The organism is Duganella sp. P38 (assembly GCF_050859475.1).
Lineage (GTDB): Bacteria > Pseudomonadota > Gammaproteobacteria > Burkholderiales > Burkholderiaceae_D > Rugamonas.
This window is the reverse complement of sequence record NZ_CP193936.1, coordinates 2,288,760-2,307,274: the sequence shown is the minus strand read 5'-3', so window position 1 is coordinate 2,307,274 and position 18,515 is coordinate 2,288,760. Positions and strand designations below refer to the sequence as shown.

14 protein-coding genes and 5 pseudogenes are annotated in these 18,515 nt (G+C 66.0%); 9 read left to right on the top strand and 10 right to left on the bottom strand.

Translation table 11 applies throughout. The features are described from left to right. Positions 1-16: 16 nt before the first annotated feature. Positions 17-1,382 (bottom strand): annotated as a pseudogene (locus ACRQ5J_RS10665) (methyl-accepting chemotaxis protein). Between ACRQ5J_RS10665 and ACRQ5J_RS10660 the strand changes: the two are divergent. Then, the gene (locus ACRQ5J_RS10660; protein WP_432383735.1) at positions 1,294-1,617 is read left to right on the top strand and encodes a hypothetical protein; all 324 of its coding nucleotides are present in this window, start codon (positions 1,294-1,296) and stop codon (positions 1,615-1,617) included. The pseudogene ACRQ5J_RS10665 and the gene ACRQ5J_RS10660 sit on opposite strands and share 89 nt — an antisense overlap. Positions 1,618-1,734: 117 nt before the next feature. Here the strand turns inward: ACRQ5J_RS10660 and ACRQ5J_RS10655 are convergent, their stop codons facing one another. Further along, positions 1,735-2,160, bottom strand: coding sequence for a hypothetical protein (locus tag ACRQ5J_RS10655; protein WP_432383219.1), 426 nt, complete (start codon positions 2,158-2,160; stop codon positions 1,735-1,737). Between ACRQ5J_RS10655 and ACRQ5J_RS10650 the strand changes: the two genes are divergently transcribed. Continuing rightward, complete coding sequence (locus ACRQ5J_RS10650; RefSeq protein ID WP_432383217.1) at positions 2,159-2,422, top strand: hypothetical protein; 264 nt, start codon at positions 2,159-2,161, stop codon at positions 2,420-2,422. The two genes, ACRQ5J_RS10655 and ACRQ5J_RS10650, sit on opposite strands and share 2 nt — an antisense overlap. A gap of 27 nt (positions 2,423-2,449) precedes the next feature. Here ACRQ5J_RS10650 and ppa read toward each other — a convergent pair whose 3' ends face one another. Further along, positions 2,450-2,989 (bottom strand): inorganic diphosphatase, encoded by a 540-nt coding sequence (gene ppa, locus ACRQ5J_RS10645; protein ID WP_432383215.1) that lies wholly within the window; start codon positions 2,987-2,989, stop codon positions 2,450-2,452. Between the two features lie 126 nt (positions 2,990-3,115). Here ppa and ACRQ5J_RS10640 point away from each other — a divergent pair. Next, a pseudogene (locus ACRQ5J_RS10640) lies at positions 3,116-4,166 on the top strand (MBL fold metallo-hydrolase). A 90-nt stretch (positions 4,167-4,256) separates the two neighbouring features. On the opposite strand, the gene ACRQ5J_RS10635 reads toward ACRQ5J_RS10640, so the two are convergent. From ACRQ5J_RS10635 to hemC, 4 genes and pseudogenes are all read right to left on the bottom strand, one after another. After that, positions 4,257-5,453 carry a heme biosynthesis protein HemY gene (locus ACRQ5J_RS10635; RefSeq protein ID WP_432383213.1) on the bottom strand — a complete coding sequence of 399 codons (1,197 nt, stop codon included), beginning with the start codon at positions 5,451-5,453 and terminating at the stop codon, positions 4,257-4,259. A 2-nt stretch (positions 5,454-5,455) separates the two neighbouring features. Beyond that, positions 5,456-6,609 (bottom strand): annotated as a pseudogene (locus tag ACRQ5J_RS10630) (uroporphyrinogen-III C-methyltransferase). Further along, positions 6,606-7,385 (bottom strand): uroporphyrinogen-III synthase, encoded by a 780-nt coding sequence (locus ACRQ5J_RS10625; RefSeq protein ID WP_432383211.1) that lies wholly within the window; start codon positions 7,383-7,385, stop codon positions 6,606-6,608. The pseudogene ACRQ5J_RS10630 and the gene ACRQ5J_RS10625 overlap by 4 nt, the downstream one beginning before the upstream one ends. 7 nt (positions 7,386-7,392) lie before the next feature. After that, positions 7,393-8,400, bottom strand: a complete 1,008-nt coding sequence (gene hemC, locus ACRQ5J_RS10620) for a hydroxymethylbilane synthase (protein ID WP_432383626.1) — start codon at positions 8,398-8,400, stop codon at positions 7,393-7,395. 161 nt (positions 8,401-8,561) lie between these two features. Here hemC and ppc point away from each other — a divergent pair, with 161 nt between their 5' ends. Both ppc and ACRQ5J_RS10610 read left to right on the top strand, forming a co-directional pair. After that, positions 8,562-11,387, top strand: coding sequence for a phosphoenolpyruvate carboxylase (ppc, locus tag ACRQ5J_RS10615; protein ID WP_432383209.1), 2,826 nt, complete (start codon positions 8,562-8,564; stop codon positions 11,385-11,387). 112 nt (positions 11,388-11,499) lie between these two features. Further along, positions 11,500-12,597 (top strand): PAS domain-containing protein, encoded by a 1,098-nt coding sequence (locus tag ACRQ5J_RS10610; protein ID WP_432383207.1) that lies wholly within the window; start codon positions 11,500-11,502, stop codon positions 12,595-12,597. Here ACRQ5J_RS10610 and ACRQ5J_RS10605 read toward each other — a convergent pair. The 3 genes and pseudogenes from ACRQ5J_RS10605 to rpoD form a co-directional block, all read right to left on the bottom strand. After that, entirely contained in the window at positions 12,590-12,961 is a 372-nt protein-coding gene (locus tag ACRQ5J_RS10605; RefSeq protein ID WP_432383205.1) for a GFA family protein, read from the bottom strand. The two genes, ACRQ5J_RS10610 and ACRQ5J_RS10605, sit on opposite strands and share 8 nt — an antisense overlap. Positions 12,962-12,968: 7 nt before the next feature. Beyond that, positions 12,969-13,454 (bottom strand): YfbM family protein, encoded by a 486-nt coding sequence (locus ACRQ5J_RS10600; RefSeq protein ID WP_432383203.1) that lies wholly within the window; start codon positions 13,452-13,454, stop codon positions 12,969-12,971. Positions 13,455-13,649: 195 nt separating this feature from the next. Continuing rightward, positions 13,650-16,120 (bottom strand): annotated as a pseudogene (gene rpoD, locus ACRQ5J_RS10595) (RNA polymerase sigma factor RpoD). On the opposite strand from rpoD, the gene ACRQ5J_RS10590 reads away from it, so the two are divergent. From ACRQ5J_RS10590 to ACRQ5J_RS10575, 4 genes and pseudogenes are all read left to right on the top strand, one after another. Then, positions 16,044-16,442, top strand: a complete 399-nt coding sequence (locus tag ACRQ5J_RS10590; protein ID WP_432383734.1) for a hypothetical protein — start codon at positions 16,044-16,046, stop codon at positions 16,440-16,442. The pseudogene rpoD and the gene ACRQ5J_RS10590 overlap by 77 nt on opposite strands. An 82-nt stretch (positions 16,443-16,524) precedes the next feature. Continuing rightward, a complete protein-coding gene (locus ACRQ5J_RS10585; protein ID WP_432383201.1) occupies positions 16,525-17,004 on the top strand; it encodes a ProQ/FINO family protein in 480 nt (159 codons plus the stop codon). Between the two features lies 1 nt (position 17,005). Continuing rightward, positions 17,006-17,668: a 3'-5' exonuclease gene (locus tag ACRQ5J_RS10580; protein WP_432383199.1), complete on the top strand. Its 663-nt coding sequence runs from the start codon at positions 17,006-17,008 to the stop codon at positions 17,666-17,668. Positions 17,669-17,706: 38 nt separating this feature from the next. Further along, a pseudogene (locus ACRQ5J_RS10575) lies at positions 17,707-18,388 on the top strand (c-type cytochrome); the annotation flags it as partial. Positions 18,389-18,515 lie beyond the last annotated feature (127 nt).

The window sequence follows — 18,515 nt, the reverse complement described above, 5'->3', positions numbered from 1 at the left end:
ACTCTGATTGGGGGCATTATTGTAGGGCAAGGGGACGACGGGCGGCGTCCGCTTGGACGGCCGCGCCGCCCTGCGGCAGCTTGAAGCCGGCCACCACCTGGGCCAGTTCGGCCGCCTGCTGCTGCAACGATTGCGCGGCGGCGGCGGCCTGTTCGACCAGCGCGGCGTTCTGCTGGGTGTTCTCGTCCATCTGCGTCACCGCCGTGCCGACCTCGCTGATGCCGCTGCTCTGCTCGCGGCTGGCGTTGCTGATCTGGCTGACGATGGCGCTCAGCCTGGCGATGCTGTCGACCACCTCGGTCATGGTGACGCCGGCGTCCTGCACCAGCCGGCTGCCGGTGGCGACGCGCTCGACCGAGTCGCCGATCAGCGCCTTGATTTCCTTGGCCGCCTCGGTTCGGACGCATCGCGGATGCGCAGCAGCACCACCGCGATCTTGTCGGCGAAGCGGTTGAAGGCGCTGGCAATCTGGGGCAGCTCGTCGTGGCCTGAGGCGTCCATGCGGCCCGTCAGGTCGCCCTCGCCGGAGGCGATGTCCTCCAGCGCGTCGCGCACCAGCAGCATGCGGCGCAACTGGCGCGCCACGAACACCGCCATCAGGGCGCCGGCCGCCACCAGGCACAGCACGGTGATGATGACGGTCACGCGCAGCATGGTGCCGAGGGCGGCGGCGGCTTGGTCGCGGTCCACCGCCGTCAGCAGTATCCACGAGGTGCCTTCGATCTTGGCCGCGTACACCATCTGCGTGGCGCCGCCGATGTCGACTTCGGCATGTCCGCCGTCGAGGCCGGCGGCCAGCGCCGTCACCGGTTTCAACGTCAGTTCCTTGCGCGGATGCGCCAGGATGGTGTTGCTGGCGCCGTCGACCAGCGCGGCGAAGCTCTTGTCGGTCGGATGGATGGCGTTGACCTTCTTTATCACCGAGGTCAGCTTGGCGTCGGCCGTCACCACGCCGGCCGGCTGGTTGCCGCGCGCGGCGACCGGCTCGACAAAGCTGACGTACAGCTCGCCGGTATTGGCGCCGGGGTAAGCGGGCGTGATGGCCTGGCCGCCGCGCGACACGGCCAGCTTGTACCACGGGCGCGCGGTGCCGTCGAAGTCGGGCGGCGCGGTCTAGCCGCTGAAGGCCACGCGCTTATCGCCGAGGGCGAAGCCGACCGAGTCCATCGCCGCCGACAGGCGCGCGGCGTCGAGCGCCGGCTACGGATCGGCCTGCGGCACGGCGACCTTGACCGCGCTGGCGATGCGCTGCTTGTCCTGCACCACTCGCCCAGTTCGCGCGCGTACTGGCGCGTGACGCTGCTGATATTGCTGTCCAGCGTGGAGAGCGTCTTGGTCCGTACAATCACGAAAGTCACGGTCGAGAGCAGCAACAGTGCCAACGTGACAACGGCAATGGCAATGGCGATCAGGCGTGCGCGCAGCGTGTGGAACATGACACCTCCCGGCATGGAAAGCATGCCAGCACAGTTAAACCCAAGCGCGCTTATTGCGTCAAGCCAACTCGATGGCGGCGCCCGCGCGGCGCCGGAAATGTCGCGTAACCGCCATATCGGCCTCGGCTTTGACGGCGGCCGCCGGCGTCCCGCCGACCGCACACCGGAGCAAAATACATGAGGGAAACCCTTATACGGTAAAATACCCCGAGATACCCAGCTTCTGGCTTAGCATGAACCCAGTTTTCTTCACAGCAATTTCCATCGAGGCTATACTCTGGCCCCCTTGGAAAGTTTTCTAGGACGTGGCAAGAAAAGCATGAATGCAGATTTTATAAAACAACGCAGTCGATTCAAATCCGCCACGATGAAGCGGATCGACGTCAGCGACGAGGCGTACACCAACGTCACCAACATCCTGGCCACCATCGCCAAACCATTCCATGTACGCAAAGGTGAATACCTGCAGCGCGCCGGCGTGCCGGCGACGCAAGTGCACTGGCTGGCCAGCGGCGTGGTGCGCAGCGGCTTTTTCAACCGCGACGGCGTCGAAGTGACGCTGCGCTTCTACCGCGAAGGCGAGTCGGCCACCACGCTGACCGACCTGATCAATGGCGAAACCGGCCAGCCGGCGGTCCAGTTCCTGATCGCGGAAACGCCGGTCCATGGCTTCACGCTCGACTGGAAACTGGCCTGCGAACTGCGCGCGCGACAACGAAGTCATGCAGGGCTACCACCTGAACATCGCCATGCACGGCCTGCAAACGCTGGCCCAGCGCGCCTACAACAGCGGCGAAACCTCGGCGCAGGAGCGCCTGGCGGCGTTCCGCGAAGAATATCCGGGCCTGGAGGCGCGCATCTCGCAGCGCGCCATCGCATCCTACCTGGGCATCACGCCGCAATACATGTCGCGCCTGCGGCGCGAGGCGGAAGCCAGCGCGGCCGAGGCATCGTCCGCCGTCGACCACGCCCGCCAGCAGGCGTAAAAAGCCCCTCGCGGGGCTGGGCAGGCTTTAGGCTTGCTGGTCTTTCTGGTAGTTGGCGACGCCAGCCAGGATTTCCTGTTTGGCTTCTTCCGGGCCGTACCAGCCGTCGATCTTGACCCATTTGCCTTTTTCCAGATCCTTGTAGTGCTCGAAGAAGTGCTGGATCTGGCGCAGGCGCAGTTCGTTCAGGTCTTCCGGCTTCTGCCAGTGGCTGTAGATCGACAGCACTTTGTCGACCGGCACGGCCAGCACCTTGGCGTCTTCACCGGATTCGTCGGTCATTTTCAGCACGCCGATCGGGCGGCAACGCACCACCACGCCTGGAATCAGCGGGAACGGGGTGATGACCAGCACGTCGACCGGATCGCCGTCCAGCGACAGCGTGTTCGGCACGTAACCGTAGTTGCACGGGTAGTGCATGGCGGTGCCCATGAAGCGGTCGACGAAGATCGCGCCCGATTCCTTGTCCACTTCGTATTTGATCGGATCGGCGTTCATCGGGATTTCGATGATCACGTTGAAATCGTTCGGCACGTCTTTACCGGAAGACACTTTGTTCAAGCTCATGGATTTTCCTCTGTTAGCAGGGCTGTGTTTAACCGCGACATTATATCCAAGTCGCGGCGGCTTGTGCGGCGCAACACCGTTGAACATTTGTTATGATGAGGGCTGTCCTTATTCAGATAACGAATTATGATTTTCCGCCAACTGTTCGACCCGGCCTCCTCCACCTACACCTACCTGCTCGGTGACGGCGGCGAGGCGCTGCTGATCGACCCGGTCTACGAACAGGTGCCGCGCGACCTCGGCGCTGCTGCAGGAGCTCGGCCTCAAGCTGGTGGCCACGCTGGACACCCACGTCCACGCCGACCACGTCACCGGCGCCTGGCGGCTGCGCCAGCGGGCCGGCAGCCGCATCGCCGTGTCGGCGGCGGCCGGCGCCAGCGAGGCCGACACCGCCTTGCGGCACGGCGACCGCATCGGCTTCGGCGGCCGCCACCTGGCGGTGCGGGCAACGCCCGGCCACACCAGCGGCTGCCTGACCTATGTGCTGGACGACGCCAGCATGGCCTTCACCGGCGACAGCCTGCTGATACGCGGCTGCGGCCGCACCGACTTCCAGCAAGGCAGCCCGCAGCAGCTGTTCGCCTCGGTGCACGAACAAATCCTCAGCCTGCCGGGCGAGTGCCTGCTGTATCCGGGGCACGACTACCGGGGCATCACGGTCACCAGCGTGGCCGAAGAAAAGCGCTACAACCCGCGCCTGGGCGGCGACGTCGACGTCGGCGACTTCGCCGGCCACATGAACAACCTGAACCTGCCCCATCCGAAACTGATGGCGCTCGCGGTGCCGGCCAACCTGCGCTGCGGCAAGCCGGACGGCGATACGCCGACCGACACGCCGACGTGGGCGCCGCTGACGCTGCGGTTCAGCGGCGTATGGGAAATCGAACCGATGGCGCTGCTGGAGCAGCAAGACAAGGTACAGATCGTGGACGTGCGCGAAGCGCCGGAATTCATCGACCAGCTGGGCCACCTGCGCGGCGCCACGCTGGTGCCGCTATCGCAGCTGACCGAGCGCATGGGCGAGTTCGACAAAGAGCGGCCGATCGTCGCCGTCTGCCGCTCCGGCGTACGCTCGGCGCAAGCTAGTGTACTGCTGAGCAAAGCCGGCTTCGGCAAAGTCGCCAACCTCGCCGGCGGCATGCTGCGCTGGAAACTCGAAGGCTTCCCCACCAACTAAAACCGGGGTCAGGTCTGACATTCGCACACGAGCTCAACTGCAATGCAGTTGAGCTCGTGTGCGAATGTCAGACCTGACCCCGGATTTGGTTTAGAGGATGGTGGCCAGTGCGCACTGGCGGTAGTGGTTGGCGGCTTCCTGCTCCTGGCCCAGCGCTTCGTGCAGCTGCGCCAGCTTGAGGTGCGATTCGCGCACCATGCGCGGGTCGGCGGCGTCCGACAGCGCTTGCTCGAGGTAGCGTTGCGCTTTGCCCCAGAGTTTTTGTTTCAGGCACAACGATCCCAGCGTCAGCGCCAGCTCGGCGTCGGTCGGACGGGTGTTGGCCCAGTTTTCGCAGTGTTCGATCTGCATCAGCAGCGCCGCCGAGCCGGCCGGGGCGGCCGCTTCGCGGTAGGTCCGCACCACCCGGTCGTCCCAGTCGGCCGCCAGCGATTCCTCTGCTACCCGGCGCGCTTCGTCGTGCAGGCCGCGCGCGTTGAGCGCGGTGGCCGCGCGGCAGGCGACGTAGGGCTTGATGCGGTCGGCCGTCGGCACCGTCGACCATACCCGCAGCAGCGATTCGGCGTCGTGGCTGGCGTCCGCCAGCAGGTCGTCGTACGCCAGCTCGCGCAGCCGCGACGACAGCGCCGGGTGCAGCGCGCGGTGCTTGTCCAGCGAACGCACCAGGCGCAGCACTTCCGGCCAGTTTTTGGCCTGCTGCTGCGCCTTGAGCGACATTTGCAGCGCGTGGATGTGGCGCGTGCCGCTGGCGTTCAGCTCGCGCACGGCCTCCAGCGCCGCTTCTGGCTGGTGGTCGTCGACCAGCAGTTCGGTCATGGTCATCAGGCGCGCGGTTTTCATGGCGTTGTCGTCGACCAGCTTGTTGAGCCATTGGTCGCGCCGCGCCGACTGGCGCATGCGGTGCGCGGCGCGGGCGCCGATCAGCGCCGCCACGCCGGCGTTTTCCGGCAGCTCGGAGGCGCGCAGCGCGGCTTTTTCGGCGTGGCCGAAGCGGCCTTCGAACAAGGCCTTGAGCGCCTCGCGCAGGCCTTTGTTGCCGTCGCGCTCGCGCTTTTGCTGGCGGTACGCCGCCACCTTGGCCGGCATCTTGACCGTCGCGCGGAAGGCGCGGATGACGAGGTACAGGAAGGCGAACAGCGCCACTTCCAGCACGATGAAGAAGTTCAGCGAGAGGTCGACCCGGTACGGCGGGTAGGCCAGCATCACGTTGCCGGGGTTGAAGCGCGCCGTCACGGCAATACCGATGGCGGCGGCCATCATGGCGACTAGCCAGAGAAATAAACGCATGGTTATGGCTTCGCTTTGTAGTTGCGCACGGCGTTCAGGCTGTCCGACAGCGTCGGCATTTCAATCGCCAGATTGCTGCTTTGCACCTGGCGCAGCAGCGCCTGCACGGTCTGGGTCGAACGCGCGCGGGTGTCGAAATACTTGCTCAGCGCGTCCTGCGCGGCGATCAGGTCGGCGCGGAAGGCGCCCTCGTTGCGCGACAGCAGCGCCATGCGCGCGTTCAGCAGGCGCAGCTTGAGGTTTTCGCGCATGAAGTAGGCCTGCGTCGGCGACATCATCAGCGCGTCCGGCGTGTCGACGTTGCGCACGCGGATCAGCTGGCGCACATCGGTCCACATTTCGCTGCTCCAGCCGTTCCAGCCGTCCTGCAGCGATTGCAGCCACGGGCTGGTGGCAGGCTCTTCCACCTTGACCGGCTTGCCGTGCTTGTCATGCGCGACCTTGGCCGGCCGGGCTTTCTTTCCGCCGGCGCCGGCAGCGCCGGCTTGTCGTCGGACAGCATCGGCAGCGTGTCGATCTGCGCGATGACGTTGTCCAGGCGCAGCGCCATGCCGACCGAGTCCACGCTTGGCAGCGCTTTGAGCTTGTCGGTGTCGCGCGCGATGGCGCGGCGGATGGTGATGAATTGCGGCTTGTCCGAACGCGACAGGCTGCGGTCGGCGTTTTGCAGCGCGATCAGCGCGCCCGGCACGTTGCCGGCCAGTTGCAGCTGCTGCGACGCGGTCGACAGCACTTGTTCGATTTCGGTCAGCGCCCATTCGTCGCGGTTCTTCGACAGGTCCTGGTACAGCTGTTCCAGCGCCAGTTGCTGGCTCTGCGCTTCGAGCTGCTTGCTTTCCAGCAGCGCCACCTTGGTTTGCAGTTCCTTGGTGCTTTCCTGCACGCTGCGCACCAGCGTGCCGGTCTCGGCGTTCGAGGCGTCGCCCTTTTGCAGGCGGCTGGCCATTTCGGCGCGCAGATTGTTGACGCGCGCGTGCGACGACCAGGTCTGCGCCGCCAGCATGATCAACAGCACGGCAATGCCCACCAGCAGCACCTGCGGCTGCTGCAAGGTCTCAAACAGGCTCTGCTCGGACGGCGTCGGCGGCGCAGGCGGGGTCTCGCCGGCCTTGGCGGACGAGACGGCTGGATCGGGTAAGGTAGGCAATTCGTTCATAGGCGTGATTGTAACGCGGCCAGCAGGCGTTCGTCGCCTGATCCTGTGAGCGTCAGCTTGGAAAATCCTAAATTGTTTGCCGTTTCGGCAATTCGGGCATGGGGCACAATCAAATGCTGTTGTTGCATGGCTACAACGCTATTCTGCTGCATCGCGTCAGGATAGTGCAAGTCGACTTTTGCCAGAATGTCGCACAGGCCGCGCAGGGCCTCGGAACTGGTGATCAGCCAGTCGTTTTGCTGTGCCAGCAAACGCTTCAGCGTGGCCGCCAGCGCCGGCGTCAGCGCCGGCACCGAGCGGCGGTAGGCCGGCACCACGTCCACCAGCGCGCCGGCCGCGCGCAGGCCGTCGGCCATCAGCTCGCGCCCGCTTTCGCCGCGGACGATCAGCACCGGCTTGCCGTGCAGCGCCGCCAGGTCCAGCGTCTGCAGCAGGTGTTCGGAGTCGCTGTGGGCGCTGTCGGCCGGGCTGACGATGTGCGGCACGCCGTGCGCCGCCAGCGCCGCGCGGCTGCCCTCGCCCACCACGGCCGCCGTCACGCCGGCCGGCCACCGCGGGATATGGGCGAAGGCGGCGTCGATGGCGTTGGGCGAGACGAAAGCCACCAGCGCGTAGTGTTCCAGCCGCGCCAGCGCCGCCCGCAGCGCGGACTGGTCGGGCAGCGGCGCGATTTCCAGCAGCGGCAGGATTTCCACCGTGCGGCCCAGCGCGGCCACGCGCGCGGCCAGCGGCCCGGCCTGCGCCAACGGACGGGTGATGACGACGGCGCCGGCCATCCCCGGATCAGGCGCCCGGCTTGCTGGCGTCGGCCAGGGTGGCCGAGCGGGCGTCGGCCTCGGCTTGTGCGGCTTCGCTCAGGCACGACGACAGGATGTCTTCGGCGTCCTGCGCGCGCAGCAGCTCGGCCGCTTGCGCGCCCAGCGCCTCGGCCTCGGCGGCCGCGCCGCGCACCTCGGCGCTGGCGATGCGCTGGCCGTCCGGCGTGGCGACCATGGCGCGCAAGTGCATCTGCGTCCCTTCCACGGTGGCGTAGGCCGCCAGCGGCACCCGGCAGCTGCCGCCAAACACCTTGGAGACTTTGCGTTCGGCCGCCACCGCCTGCGCGGTGGCCGCGTGGTTCAGCGGCGCCAGGATGGCCATCAGGTCGAGGCCGTCGCTGCGTTCGGCGATTTCGATCGCCATCGCGCCCTGGCCCGCGGCCGGCAGGCTGTGCGCCGGCTCCAGCAGCGCGCGGATGCGCTGCGGCAGGCCCAGCCGCTTGAGGCCGGCGGCGGCCAGGATGATGGCGGCGTAGTCGCCGCGGTCCAGTTTGCCCAGGCGGGTATCGAGATTGCCACGCAGCGGTTTGATCACCAGCTGCGGGTAGCGCGCGGCGATCAGCGCCTGGCGGCGCAGGCTGCTGGTGCCGACCACCGCGCCGGCCGGCAGCGCGTCAAGCGAGGCGTAGTCGTTGGAAACGAAGGCGTCGCGCGGGTCTTCGCGCTCCAGCACGGCGGCCAGCGCGAAGCCCGGCGGCAGTTCCATCGGCACATCCTTGAGCGAGTGCACGGCGAGGTCGGCGCGGCCCTCGGCCATGGCGACTTCAAGTTCCTTCACAAACAGCCCCTTGCCACCGACCTTGGACAAGGTGCGATCCAGAATTTGATCGCCACGGGTCGTCATTCCAACAATTTTGACATCACACTGAGGATATAATAATGCCAAGCGATCGCGCACGTGCTCGGCTTGCCACATGGCCAGGCGGGACTCGCGCGAGGCGATCACCAATCTGGATGGAGGAGTATTTACCACTTCGGATGTTTTCAAAACCAGTTCTTTCGCTGTAGCTGACGCTTACCGGCACAAGCCAGTACCACGCGCGTGTTTAAGATCACAAATTTTAGCATGCTCACTTTGCAAAACCGGGCTAACAGCCCTCGCACCGATATTTTCACCTCTTTGTGGCTTAACACATGGCAAATCAATCTAGTGCATTCAACGAACCAACTGCTGAACAACCGGGCGCCGATAAGGATGCCCCTCTGAAAGAAGACATTCGCTTATTAGGTCGCCTGCTGGGCGACGTGCTGCGCGACCAGGAAGGCGAGGAAGTCTACGCCGTGGTCGAAACCATCCGCCAGACCGCCGTGCGCTTCCGCCGCGAGGCCGACGCCGGCGCCGCCAAGGAGCTCGATGGCATGCTGAAGATCCTGACCAAGGAGCAAACCATTTCGGTGGTGCGCGCCTTTTCCTACTTCTCGCACCTGGCCAATATCGCGGAAGACCAGCACCACATCCGCCGCCGCCGCGCCCACCTGCTGGCCGGCTCGACCCCGCAGCGCGGCAGCGTCGACTACGCGCTGTGCAAGCTGAAGAGCGCCGGCGTGCCGCAGGAAACGGTGTCGACCTTCTTCCGGCAAGCGCTGATCGCGCCGGTGCTGACCGCCCACCCGACCGAGGTGCAGCGCAAGTCCATCCTCGACGCCGAGCACGACATCGCCCGCCTGCTGGCCGAGCGCGACCTGCCGCTGACGCCGAAGGAACGGGCCGCCAACCTGCACCTGCTACGCGCGCGCATCGCCACGCTGTGGCAGACCCGCATGCTGCGCTACTCCAAGCTGACCGTGGCCGACGAGATCGAGAACGCGCTGTCCTACTACCGCATCACCTTCCTGCGCGAACTGCCAGGCTTGTACGATGACATCGAGCACGACATCGCCCACCACTACGGCGCGCAACCGTCCGCCGCGGCGCAGATCAACGCGCCGTATGTGCAGATGGGCAGCTGGATCGGCGGCGACCGCGACGGCAACCCCAACGTCAACGGCGCCACCATGTCGCACGCGCTGACGCGCCAGGCCACCACCATCCTCGACTTCTACCTGGAGGAGACGCACACGCTGGGCGCCGAACTGTCGATCTCGACGCTGATGATCGCCTGCTCGCCGGCGCTGCAAGCGCTGGCCGACCAGTCGCCCGACACCTCCGACCACCGCGCCGACGAACCGTACCGCCGCGCGCTGATCGGCATCTACGCCCGCCTGGCCTCGACCGCGCGCGCGCTGGGCGCCACCAACATCCTGCGCAAGGAAGTCGGCCACGCCGAGCCGTACGCCGACGCAGCCGGGTTCGCGGCCGACCTGCAAGTGCTGGTCGATTCGCTCAACGCCAACCACGGCGGCATGCTGGTGCAGCCGCGCCTGTCCACGCTGAAACGCGCGGCCGACATCTTCGGCTTCCACCTGGCCTCGCTCGACATGCGCCAGTCGTCCGACATCCACGAGCGCGTGCTGGCCGAGCTGTTTGCCAAGGCCGGCGTGCAGGCCGACTACGCCGCGCTGGACGAGGACGCCAAGGTGGCGCTGCTGCTCGGCGAGTTGGCGCAGCCGCGCCTGCTGAATTCGCCGTACGTCAGCTACTCGGACGACACCGTATCCGAACTCGGCGTGCTGCGCGCGGCGCGCGAGATCCGCGCCCGTTACGGCGCGCGCGCCATCCGCAACTACATCATCTCGCACACCGAGACCGTGTCCGACCTGCTGGAAGTGCTGCTGCTGCAAAAAGAGCTGGGCCTGCTGCGCATCGCCGAGAAAGAGCTGGACCTGATGGTGATTCCGCTGTTTGAAACCATCCCCGACCTGCAACGCGCGGCCGGCATCATGGCAGCCGTGATGGCGATCCCGCTGGTGAAAGAATTGATCGCCAGGCAGGGCCAGATCCAGGAAGTGATGCTGGGCTACTCGGACTCCAACAAGGACGGCGGCTTCCTCACCTCCAACTGGGAACTGTACAAGGCCGAAACCAACCTGGTCACCGTGTTCGAGCAGGCCGGCGTCAAGCTGCGCCTGTTCCACGGCCGCGGCGGCACCGTCGGCCGCGGCGGCGGCCCGTCGTATGACGCCATCCTGGCGCAGCCGCACGGCACCGTCAACGGCCAGATCCGCCTGACCGAGCAGGGCGAAATCATCGCCTCGAAGTTCTCCAACAAGGACATCGGCCGACGCAACCTGGAACTGCTGGTGGCCGCCACGCTGGAAGCGAGCCTGCTGCCGCAGCCCGAGGACGCCGCGCACCAGAAGCAGCTGCGCCTGTTCGAAACCATCATGGCCGAAATCTCGGACCGCGCCTACAAGGCCTACCGCAACCTGGTCTACGAAACGCCGGGCTTCACCGACTACTTCTTCAGCGCCACGCCGATCGCCGAGATCGCCGAGCTGAACCTCGGCTCGCGCCCGGCCTCGCGCAAGTCGACCAAGCGCATCGAAGACCTGCGGGCGATTCCATGGGGCTTCTCGTGGGGCCAGTGCCGTTTGCTGCTGCCGGGCTGGTACGGTTTCGCCAGCGCCATTGGCGGCTGGATCGCCGACGGCGATAAAGCCGAGCGCCTGGCGCAATTGCAAGCGATGTTCAGGCAGTGGCCGCTGTTCGCCACGCTGCTGTCGAACATGGACATGGTGCTGGCCAAGACCGACCTGGCGATCGCCTCGCGCTACGCCGAGCTGGTGCAGGACAAGGAGCTGCGCGAGCGCATCTTCAAGCGCATTACCGAGGAGCATGCGAACACCATCAGCATCCTGGAAAGCATCACCGGCGCCGGCGAGCGCCTGGCCGGCAATCCGCTGCTGGCGCGCTCGATCCAGAACCGCTTCGCCTACCTCGATCCGCTCAACCACTTGCAGGTCGAGCTGATCAAGCGCCACCGCGCGCTGTCGTTCGAGAGCAAGGCGGACGAGCGCGTGCACCGTGGCATCCACCTGTCGATCAACGGGGTCGCGGCGGGCCTGCGCAACACCGGCTAAAACAACAGCGGTAGCGCTTCCAACGCCCCGACCTCCGGGGCGTTTTGCTTTTACATGACAAATCGGCAAAATCAGGATTAAAATCGGCGAACTCTTACTGACTAGAAACGTCATGCGCCGTTCCGCCGCCTCGCCCGATCTGGATATGAGCAGCCTGCTGAGGTGGTTGCAGGAGGAGCATGTCGCCGGCGCCGATCTACAGAAAGTGGTCAGGCGCATGCCACTGCCGCTGTTCGTCAAGGACGGCGCGTCGCGGTTGCTGATGATGAATCCGGCCTGCGAGGCCATGTGGGGCATCCGCTTCGCCGACATTGCCGGCAGCGATGGCACCGGGCTGTATCCGCCCGAACAGCTGCGCATCTACCACGAGCATGACCGGCTGGCCTTCGCGCGCGGCGCCACCATCATCGAGGAAGCGCCGCTGTGGCATGCCGGCATGATGCAGCTGCGCTGGATGATCACGCACAAGCACCCGGTCTACGACGACGACGGCCAGCCGCATCTGCTGATCGGCAGCTGCCTCGACATCACTGAACGCAGGCACCGCGAAACCGCGCTGGAACAAGCGCTGGCGGTGGCGCGGCAGGCGGCCGGCAGCCAGCAGGACGCGACCGAGCGCCAGCACCGCCGCCTGACGCTGGACCTGCGCGAGGACCTGGCGCAGAACCTGGTGGCGCTGAAACTGGACCTCGCCACGCTGCATGCCCGCACCGGCGCCGCGCAGCCGCTGCTGCACCAGCGCGCGGCGCAGGCGCTGTCGACGCTGGACGCCAGCCTGGCCGCCGTGCGCGACATCATCAACGAATTGCATCCGGCCACGCTGGAACTGGGCTTGAGCGCGGCGGTCGAGTGGCAGTTGCAGCAACTGGGCCAGCGCGGCACGCGCTGCGTCTTGCGCGTGGCGGACGACAGTGCAACGCTGGACCAGCAGCGCAGCGGCGCGCTGTTCCACCTCATCCGGCAAGGACTGGACTACGCGGCCGGCCAGCAGCCGGGCACGCTGGAGGTGGAACTCAGCCTGGGCCGCGAGCGGCTGGCGGTCACCATCACCAGTGCGGCGCCGCTATCGGCGGCCAACGCCGAGGTGCTGGTGGCAATGCGCAATCGCCTGACCGGCCTCGGCGGCAAACTCGACCTCAGCCGCCACAGCTTGCGCCTCATCGTTCCGGGTCAGGCGCTGTCATGGGCTGAAGGACGGGAAGTCACTTGACCGGCAGCCAGGCGGGCTTGGTGTCGGTGTAGAGTTCGCGCTCGACCGGGCCCGTGTAGCCGGGCTCCAGCGTGCCGAGCGTGACGGCGATGCGGTCCGGCGCGGCGGTGCTGCGCCAGTACAGCGTTGAGCCGCACACGCGGCAAAAGCCGCGCCGCCCATCTGCCGACGACGCGTATTCGGTGATCAGGCCGGCGCCGTCATCGAGCACAAAGCCGGCGCTGGCGACATTCGCATACGAGCCGGCGGCCGCGCCATGCTGCTTCTGGCACATGGTGCAGTAGCAGTGGCTGGCGTGGAACACCGGCAGCGCCGCCTTGTAGCGCACGCCGCCGCATAAACAACTTCCGTGCAATGGATTCATGCTCACCTCACCAGATGATGACCACCACGGCCTGCCCCTTGACGGCCGCCTGTTTGAAATAAACCCGCAGCGCCTCGTAGTAGTGCAGCAGATACGCCAGCGCCTGCGGGCCCTCGCCTTCCCAAATTCCCTGCGGATACACGCCGGCCGCCTCCATCGCCGTGGGCGTGTACCGCGCCGTCAGCGCGGCGGCGGTTTCGCGTTCCAGCATCGCCGCCAGTTTCTTCACGTCGGCCGGCATCAGCACGCGCGCCGGTCCCGCGCCGAGATCGGCGCCGATGCTCTGGCCGCCCAAGAACAATTGCCTGGCCAGCGCCTCGTTGCCGGCCTTGGCCTGCAACAGGTAGCGCAAGCCGTCCCAGGCCTTGTCGATGTCCAGCCCGTCCTTGCTTTCCAGCGTTTCCAGCAGCAGCTCTTCGCTGCCGCGCAGCTGCGGCAATTTTTCATACGGAACGGCAATCGCGTTCCACGTCATGCCGGCCTGCGCCGACACGGAAATCAAAAGGTGAAATATGAAACAGAGGATTTTTTCATTTCGCCAGTGTAATCCAAGATGGCGGCGAACGAAAAAAGAGGCGGGCGCGCAGCGTCATTCCGCATCGGCGGACCGCCGCGCAGGCGGGAATCCATGCTGAGCGCGCGTGCACGCGCCCATGGGTTCCCGCCTGCGCGGGAACGACGTGGGGGCTTAGTTTTGCGTCAGGAACGTTTTCAGCTTGTCCGAACGCGATGGCTGGCGCAGCTTGCTCATCGCCTTGGCCTCGATCTGGCGGATACGCTCGCGGGTCACGTCGAACTGCTTGCCCACCTCTTCCAGCGTGTGGTCGTTCGACATTTCCACGCCGTAGCGCATGCGCAGCACTTCGCTTCGCGCGGGGTCAGCGAATCGAGCACTTCCTTGATGACGTTGCGCATCGAGGCGTGCAGCGCGGCGTCCAGCGGCGCCAGCGTGGTGTTGTCTTCGATGAAGTCGCCCAGCTGCGAATCGCCGTCCTCGCCCATCGGCGTTTCCATCGAGATCGGCTCCTTGGCGATCTTCATGATTTCGCGGACCTTGTTCTCCGGCATTTCCATCTTGACCGCCAGGGTCGCCAGGTCCGGCTCGCTGCCGGTTTCCTGCATGATCTGGCGCGAGATGCGGTTCATCTTGTTGATGGTTTCGATCATGTGCACCGGCACGCGGATGGTGCGCGCCATGTCGGCGATCGAGCGGGTGATGGCCTGACGGATCCACCACGTCGCATAGGTCGAGAACTTGTAGCCGCGGCGGTATTCGAACTTGTCCACCGCCTTCAGCAGGCCGATATTGCCTTCCTGGATCAGGTCGAGGAATTGCAAGCCGCGGTTGATGTACTTCTTGGCGATCGAGATCACCAGGCGCAAGTTGGCCACGGTCATTTCGCGCTTGGCCTGGCGCGCGCGCTTCTCGCCGGCAGCCATCTGCTTGTTGATCTTGCGCAGGTCGGCCAGCGGCAGCGCCACGCGCGCCTGCAGGTCGATCATCTTGCGTTGCAGCTCTTTCACGGCCGGCACGTTACGGCCCAGCACGGTGCTGTACGGATAGCCGGCGTCGACTTCGCCATCGACCCAGTCCAGGTCCGTCTCGTTGCCCGGGAAGACCTTGATGAAGTGGGCGCGCGGCATGCCGCAGCGGTTGACGCACAGGTCCAGCACGGCGCGCTCGATCGAACGCACTTCTTCCATCTGGCCGCGCAGCGTGTCGCACAGCTTCTCGACTACCTTGGCGGTGAAGCGGATGCCCAGCAGTTCGGCCGAGATGGCTTCCTGCGCCGTCACATAGGCCTTGGAGCCGTAGCCGCCCGAGGCTTTGCGCATCTTCTCGAACTGGCCGGAGATGAAGGCGAATTTCTCCAGCGCGGCGGTACGCAGCTGCGCCAGTTGCTCGGTCGAGTAGCCGGCCGCGCCGCCGCCAGCGTCACCATCCTCTTCGCCGACTTCGTCGTCGTCCTCGTCCTCTTCCTCGTCCGACACGGAGGCCGTCACGGCCGGCGCCGGCGCGGCTTCGTCCGGATCGACAAAGCCGTCGACCACGTCGTCGACCTTCATTTCGTCGGCTTCGATCTTGTCGGCCAGCGCCAGGATCTCGGCGATGGTGGTCGGGCAGGCGGAAATCGCCTGGATCATGTCCTTCAGGCCTTCCTCGATGCGCTTGGCGATCTCGATCTCGCCCTCGCGCGTCAGCAGCGCCACGGCGCCCATCTCGCGCATGTACATGCGGACCGGGTCGGTGGTGCGGCCGAAGTCGGAATCGACGGTCGACAGCGCGGTGGCGGCAGCGGCCTCGACTTCGTCGTCCGAGGTCACGGTGGCCACGTTGTCGCTCAACAGCAGCGCCTCGGCGTCCGGCGCGCGCTCGTAGATGGCGATGCCCATGTCGTTGAAGGTGGCGATGATGCCTTCGATCGCTTCCGGATCGATGATGTTTTCCGGCAGCTGGTCGTTGATCTCGGCGTAGGTCAGGAAGCCGCGCTCCTTGCCCATATTGATCAGGTTCTTGATCTGGGCGCGGCGTTTTTCCATTTCCTCGGCGCTCGCCTTCGGATCGATGCCGAGCAGGTCGGCGCCCTTGGCCTTGCGCTCGCGCGCCTTCGACACGGCCTTCAGTTCGGCGCGCTCGACCGCGTTCAGCGCGGCCACTTCATCGTTTTCCGGCGTGAATTCGGACGGCTTGCGGCCACGGCGGCCCGGCACCTTGACGCCCGGCAGCAGGTAGCCCGAGGTGTCGATCGACGCCAGCGTGGCGGCGTCGGTCACCTGGCTGACGGCCGGACCGCTGGTGGTGATGATCACCGGCGCCGGCTCGGCCTTGGCGGCCTTGACCAGCTTGGACTTCGGCGCCGCCTTGACCGTCACGGCCGGCGCTTCCGCAACCGGCGCGGCCACCGCGGCCGCGCTCTTGCGCGCCACCTTGGCCACCTTGGCCGCGGCGTCGTCGGCCACATCGACCGCCTGCACGTCGGCTTGCGCGGCCTCGGCGGCGGCGCTCAGACGGGTTTTCTTTTTGACGACCGTAACTTTGCTCGCTGCCTCTTCATTATCGATGACATAAGATAGAGTCGTCTTGGGCACGACCAGCGGAGCAGCGCTTGCGCGGGTAGGCTTTTTGACGGACAACGTTAAAGTTTTCGGTTTTGTCATTAAAAATCTCGCTATGCGTATTCGCCAGAAATTACAAAAAGCTGGCCCCGCGCCGACCGCGAACGGTGCGCATGGGTGGAAATGTTGTAATTTAGTTGACGATTTTCTGCGGAATAAAAAAGCCCGCTTCCAGCCACGGGCTTGTTTCTCTTTTCAGGGAAGAATGAGAAGGGCAAATGAGAAGGGCTACGCCCTTGGTCAGACCATCCGAATCGCATCCTGTTCCAAGCTGAACCACACCGTTACTGCATTAGTGCGTCGAGCATTATACACGTTTTATGCTCCGGGCGCACGCCGGCGCGCGCGTTTAACCCCATCCTAAGCATGATCAATTCGATACAGTAGCCGAAAAGGCACTGCATTCCTATGGGCCGCATGATATGCTGACGGCTGTTGCTTAACCTATGAAGTCGATGAACACTAGTCTTACCCCCCAGCCACCGGTAGCCGAGCCAGCCACCGCTGCCTCCTCGCCGGCGCCTGCCGCCCCATCCCCGCGCAGCCTGCTGAAACAATTGCAATCCCAGTTCCCCGCTTTCCGCGACTTTTTGCCGCTGGCTATCGGTATCGATAAACAGCTGCTGGCCGTGATGCCGGACCTGGACCGCAAAACCATGCGCACTGCGCTGGGCATCCACACCGGCTCGCTGCGCTATCTGAAGGTCATGGAAAAAGCCAAGGTCCGTCACGATCTGGACGGCAAGCCCGGCGCCGAAGTGACCGACACCCACCGCGCCCACGCCACCCAGGTGCTGCAGGAGCGCTACAAGAAGGAAGCGGAACGCAAGAAGGCCGAACGCGAAGCCAAGGCGGCCGAGGAAGCCGCCCGCGTGCGCGCCGACAAGCTGAACCAGCTGGCCGCGAAGTTCTCCAAAAAGGGCTGAGTTGGACGCTCCCTCCGTGCCGGCGGCGGCCGAGGACGATCTGCCGCCGTACCCCGGGATTGCCATCGCCGACGTGCAGCTGGTGGTCACGCCGGAACAGGCCGTCGCCGCGCGCGACGCCCTGCTGGTGTGCGACGCCATCGGCTTCGATACCGAATCCAAGCCGACCTTCACCCGCGGCGAAAGCTCGACCGGGCCGCACCTGATCCAGTTCGCCACCGACAAGCGGGCCTGGCTGTTCCAGATCGGCGACAGCACCGAACCGCACATCCGCGCGATGCTGCTGGCGGTGCTGGAGCGGCCGCTGCCGTTGAAGATCGGCTTCGGCCTGTCGGACGACGTCAAGCGGCTGCACGCCAAGCTCGACATCCGCTGCGCCGGCATCGTCGACATGTCGGTGGTGCTGCGCGCGCCGGGCCAGCGCAACGACCTCGGCGCCAAGACGGCGGTGGCCAAGTTCTTCGGCCTCAAGCTGCAAAAGTCAAAGAAGATTTCCACTACCAACTGGGCGATGCGGCGCCTGAATGAAAAGCAGATCCTGTACGCCGCCGACGACGCCCAGGTGGCGCTGCGCGTGTACCGCCATTGGATCGGCCTCGGCAATTCGCTGCCGCCGCTGAAACCGGTAAAGTTGCCAAAACCGCCAAAACACGGTATATCCTAGTCACGCGGCCGTCATGCGCCGCCTGCACAAGGAGGGGTATGCGGATTTTTCATGCATGGGGCCTTGCCGCCGCGCTCGGCGCCGCGCCGCTGGCGTCGGGCGCGCCGCCCGATACGCTGGAGCAGCGCATCGCCGCCTGCCTTTCCTGCCATGCCGTGCAGGAGCGCGGCGACGCCTACTTCCCCGCATCGCCGGCAAACCGGCCGGCTATCTGTACAACCAGCTACGCAATTTCAAGAACGGCCATCGGCAGTATCCGATGATGAACTACATGGTGGCGCAGCTGCCCGATGCCTACCTGCGCGAGATCGCCGGCTATTTCGCCGCCCAGCATCCCCCTACGCCACCGCGGCGGCCGGCAGCGGCGCCGGCGCATCAGCCGCCCAGCTGGCGCGCGGCGCGGCGCTGGTGCGCCATGGCGACGCCGGCAAGAAGATACCCGCCTGCGTCAGCTGTCACGGCACCGCGCTGAATGGTGTTGCGCCGGCCATCCCCGGCCTGCTGGGGCTGCCAAGCGATTACATCAACGCGCAGTTCGGCAACTGGAAAAACCGCAGCCGCCGCGCCGCCGCGCCCGACTGCATGGCCGACATCGCCGCGCGCCTCGGCGTGGAAGACGTGGCCGCCGTCTCCGCCTGGCTCAGCCAGCAGAGGCCCGACGCCGACGCCCGCCCGGCCGCCAGCCTGCCCGCACCGCTGCCCATCGCCTGCGGCAGCTCAGCCGCGACAAGCGCCGCGCCCGCTGACGCCAGCGGGACCGCAACGCGCGCCGCCGCCGACGCACATCCGGCCGCCGCCAGCGCCGCGGCGCAGCGACCGAACGAGCGCCGCAGCGCGGCCCGGCGGC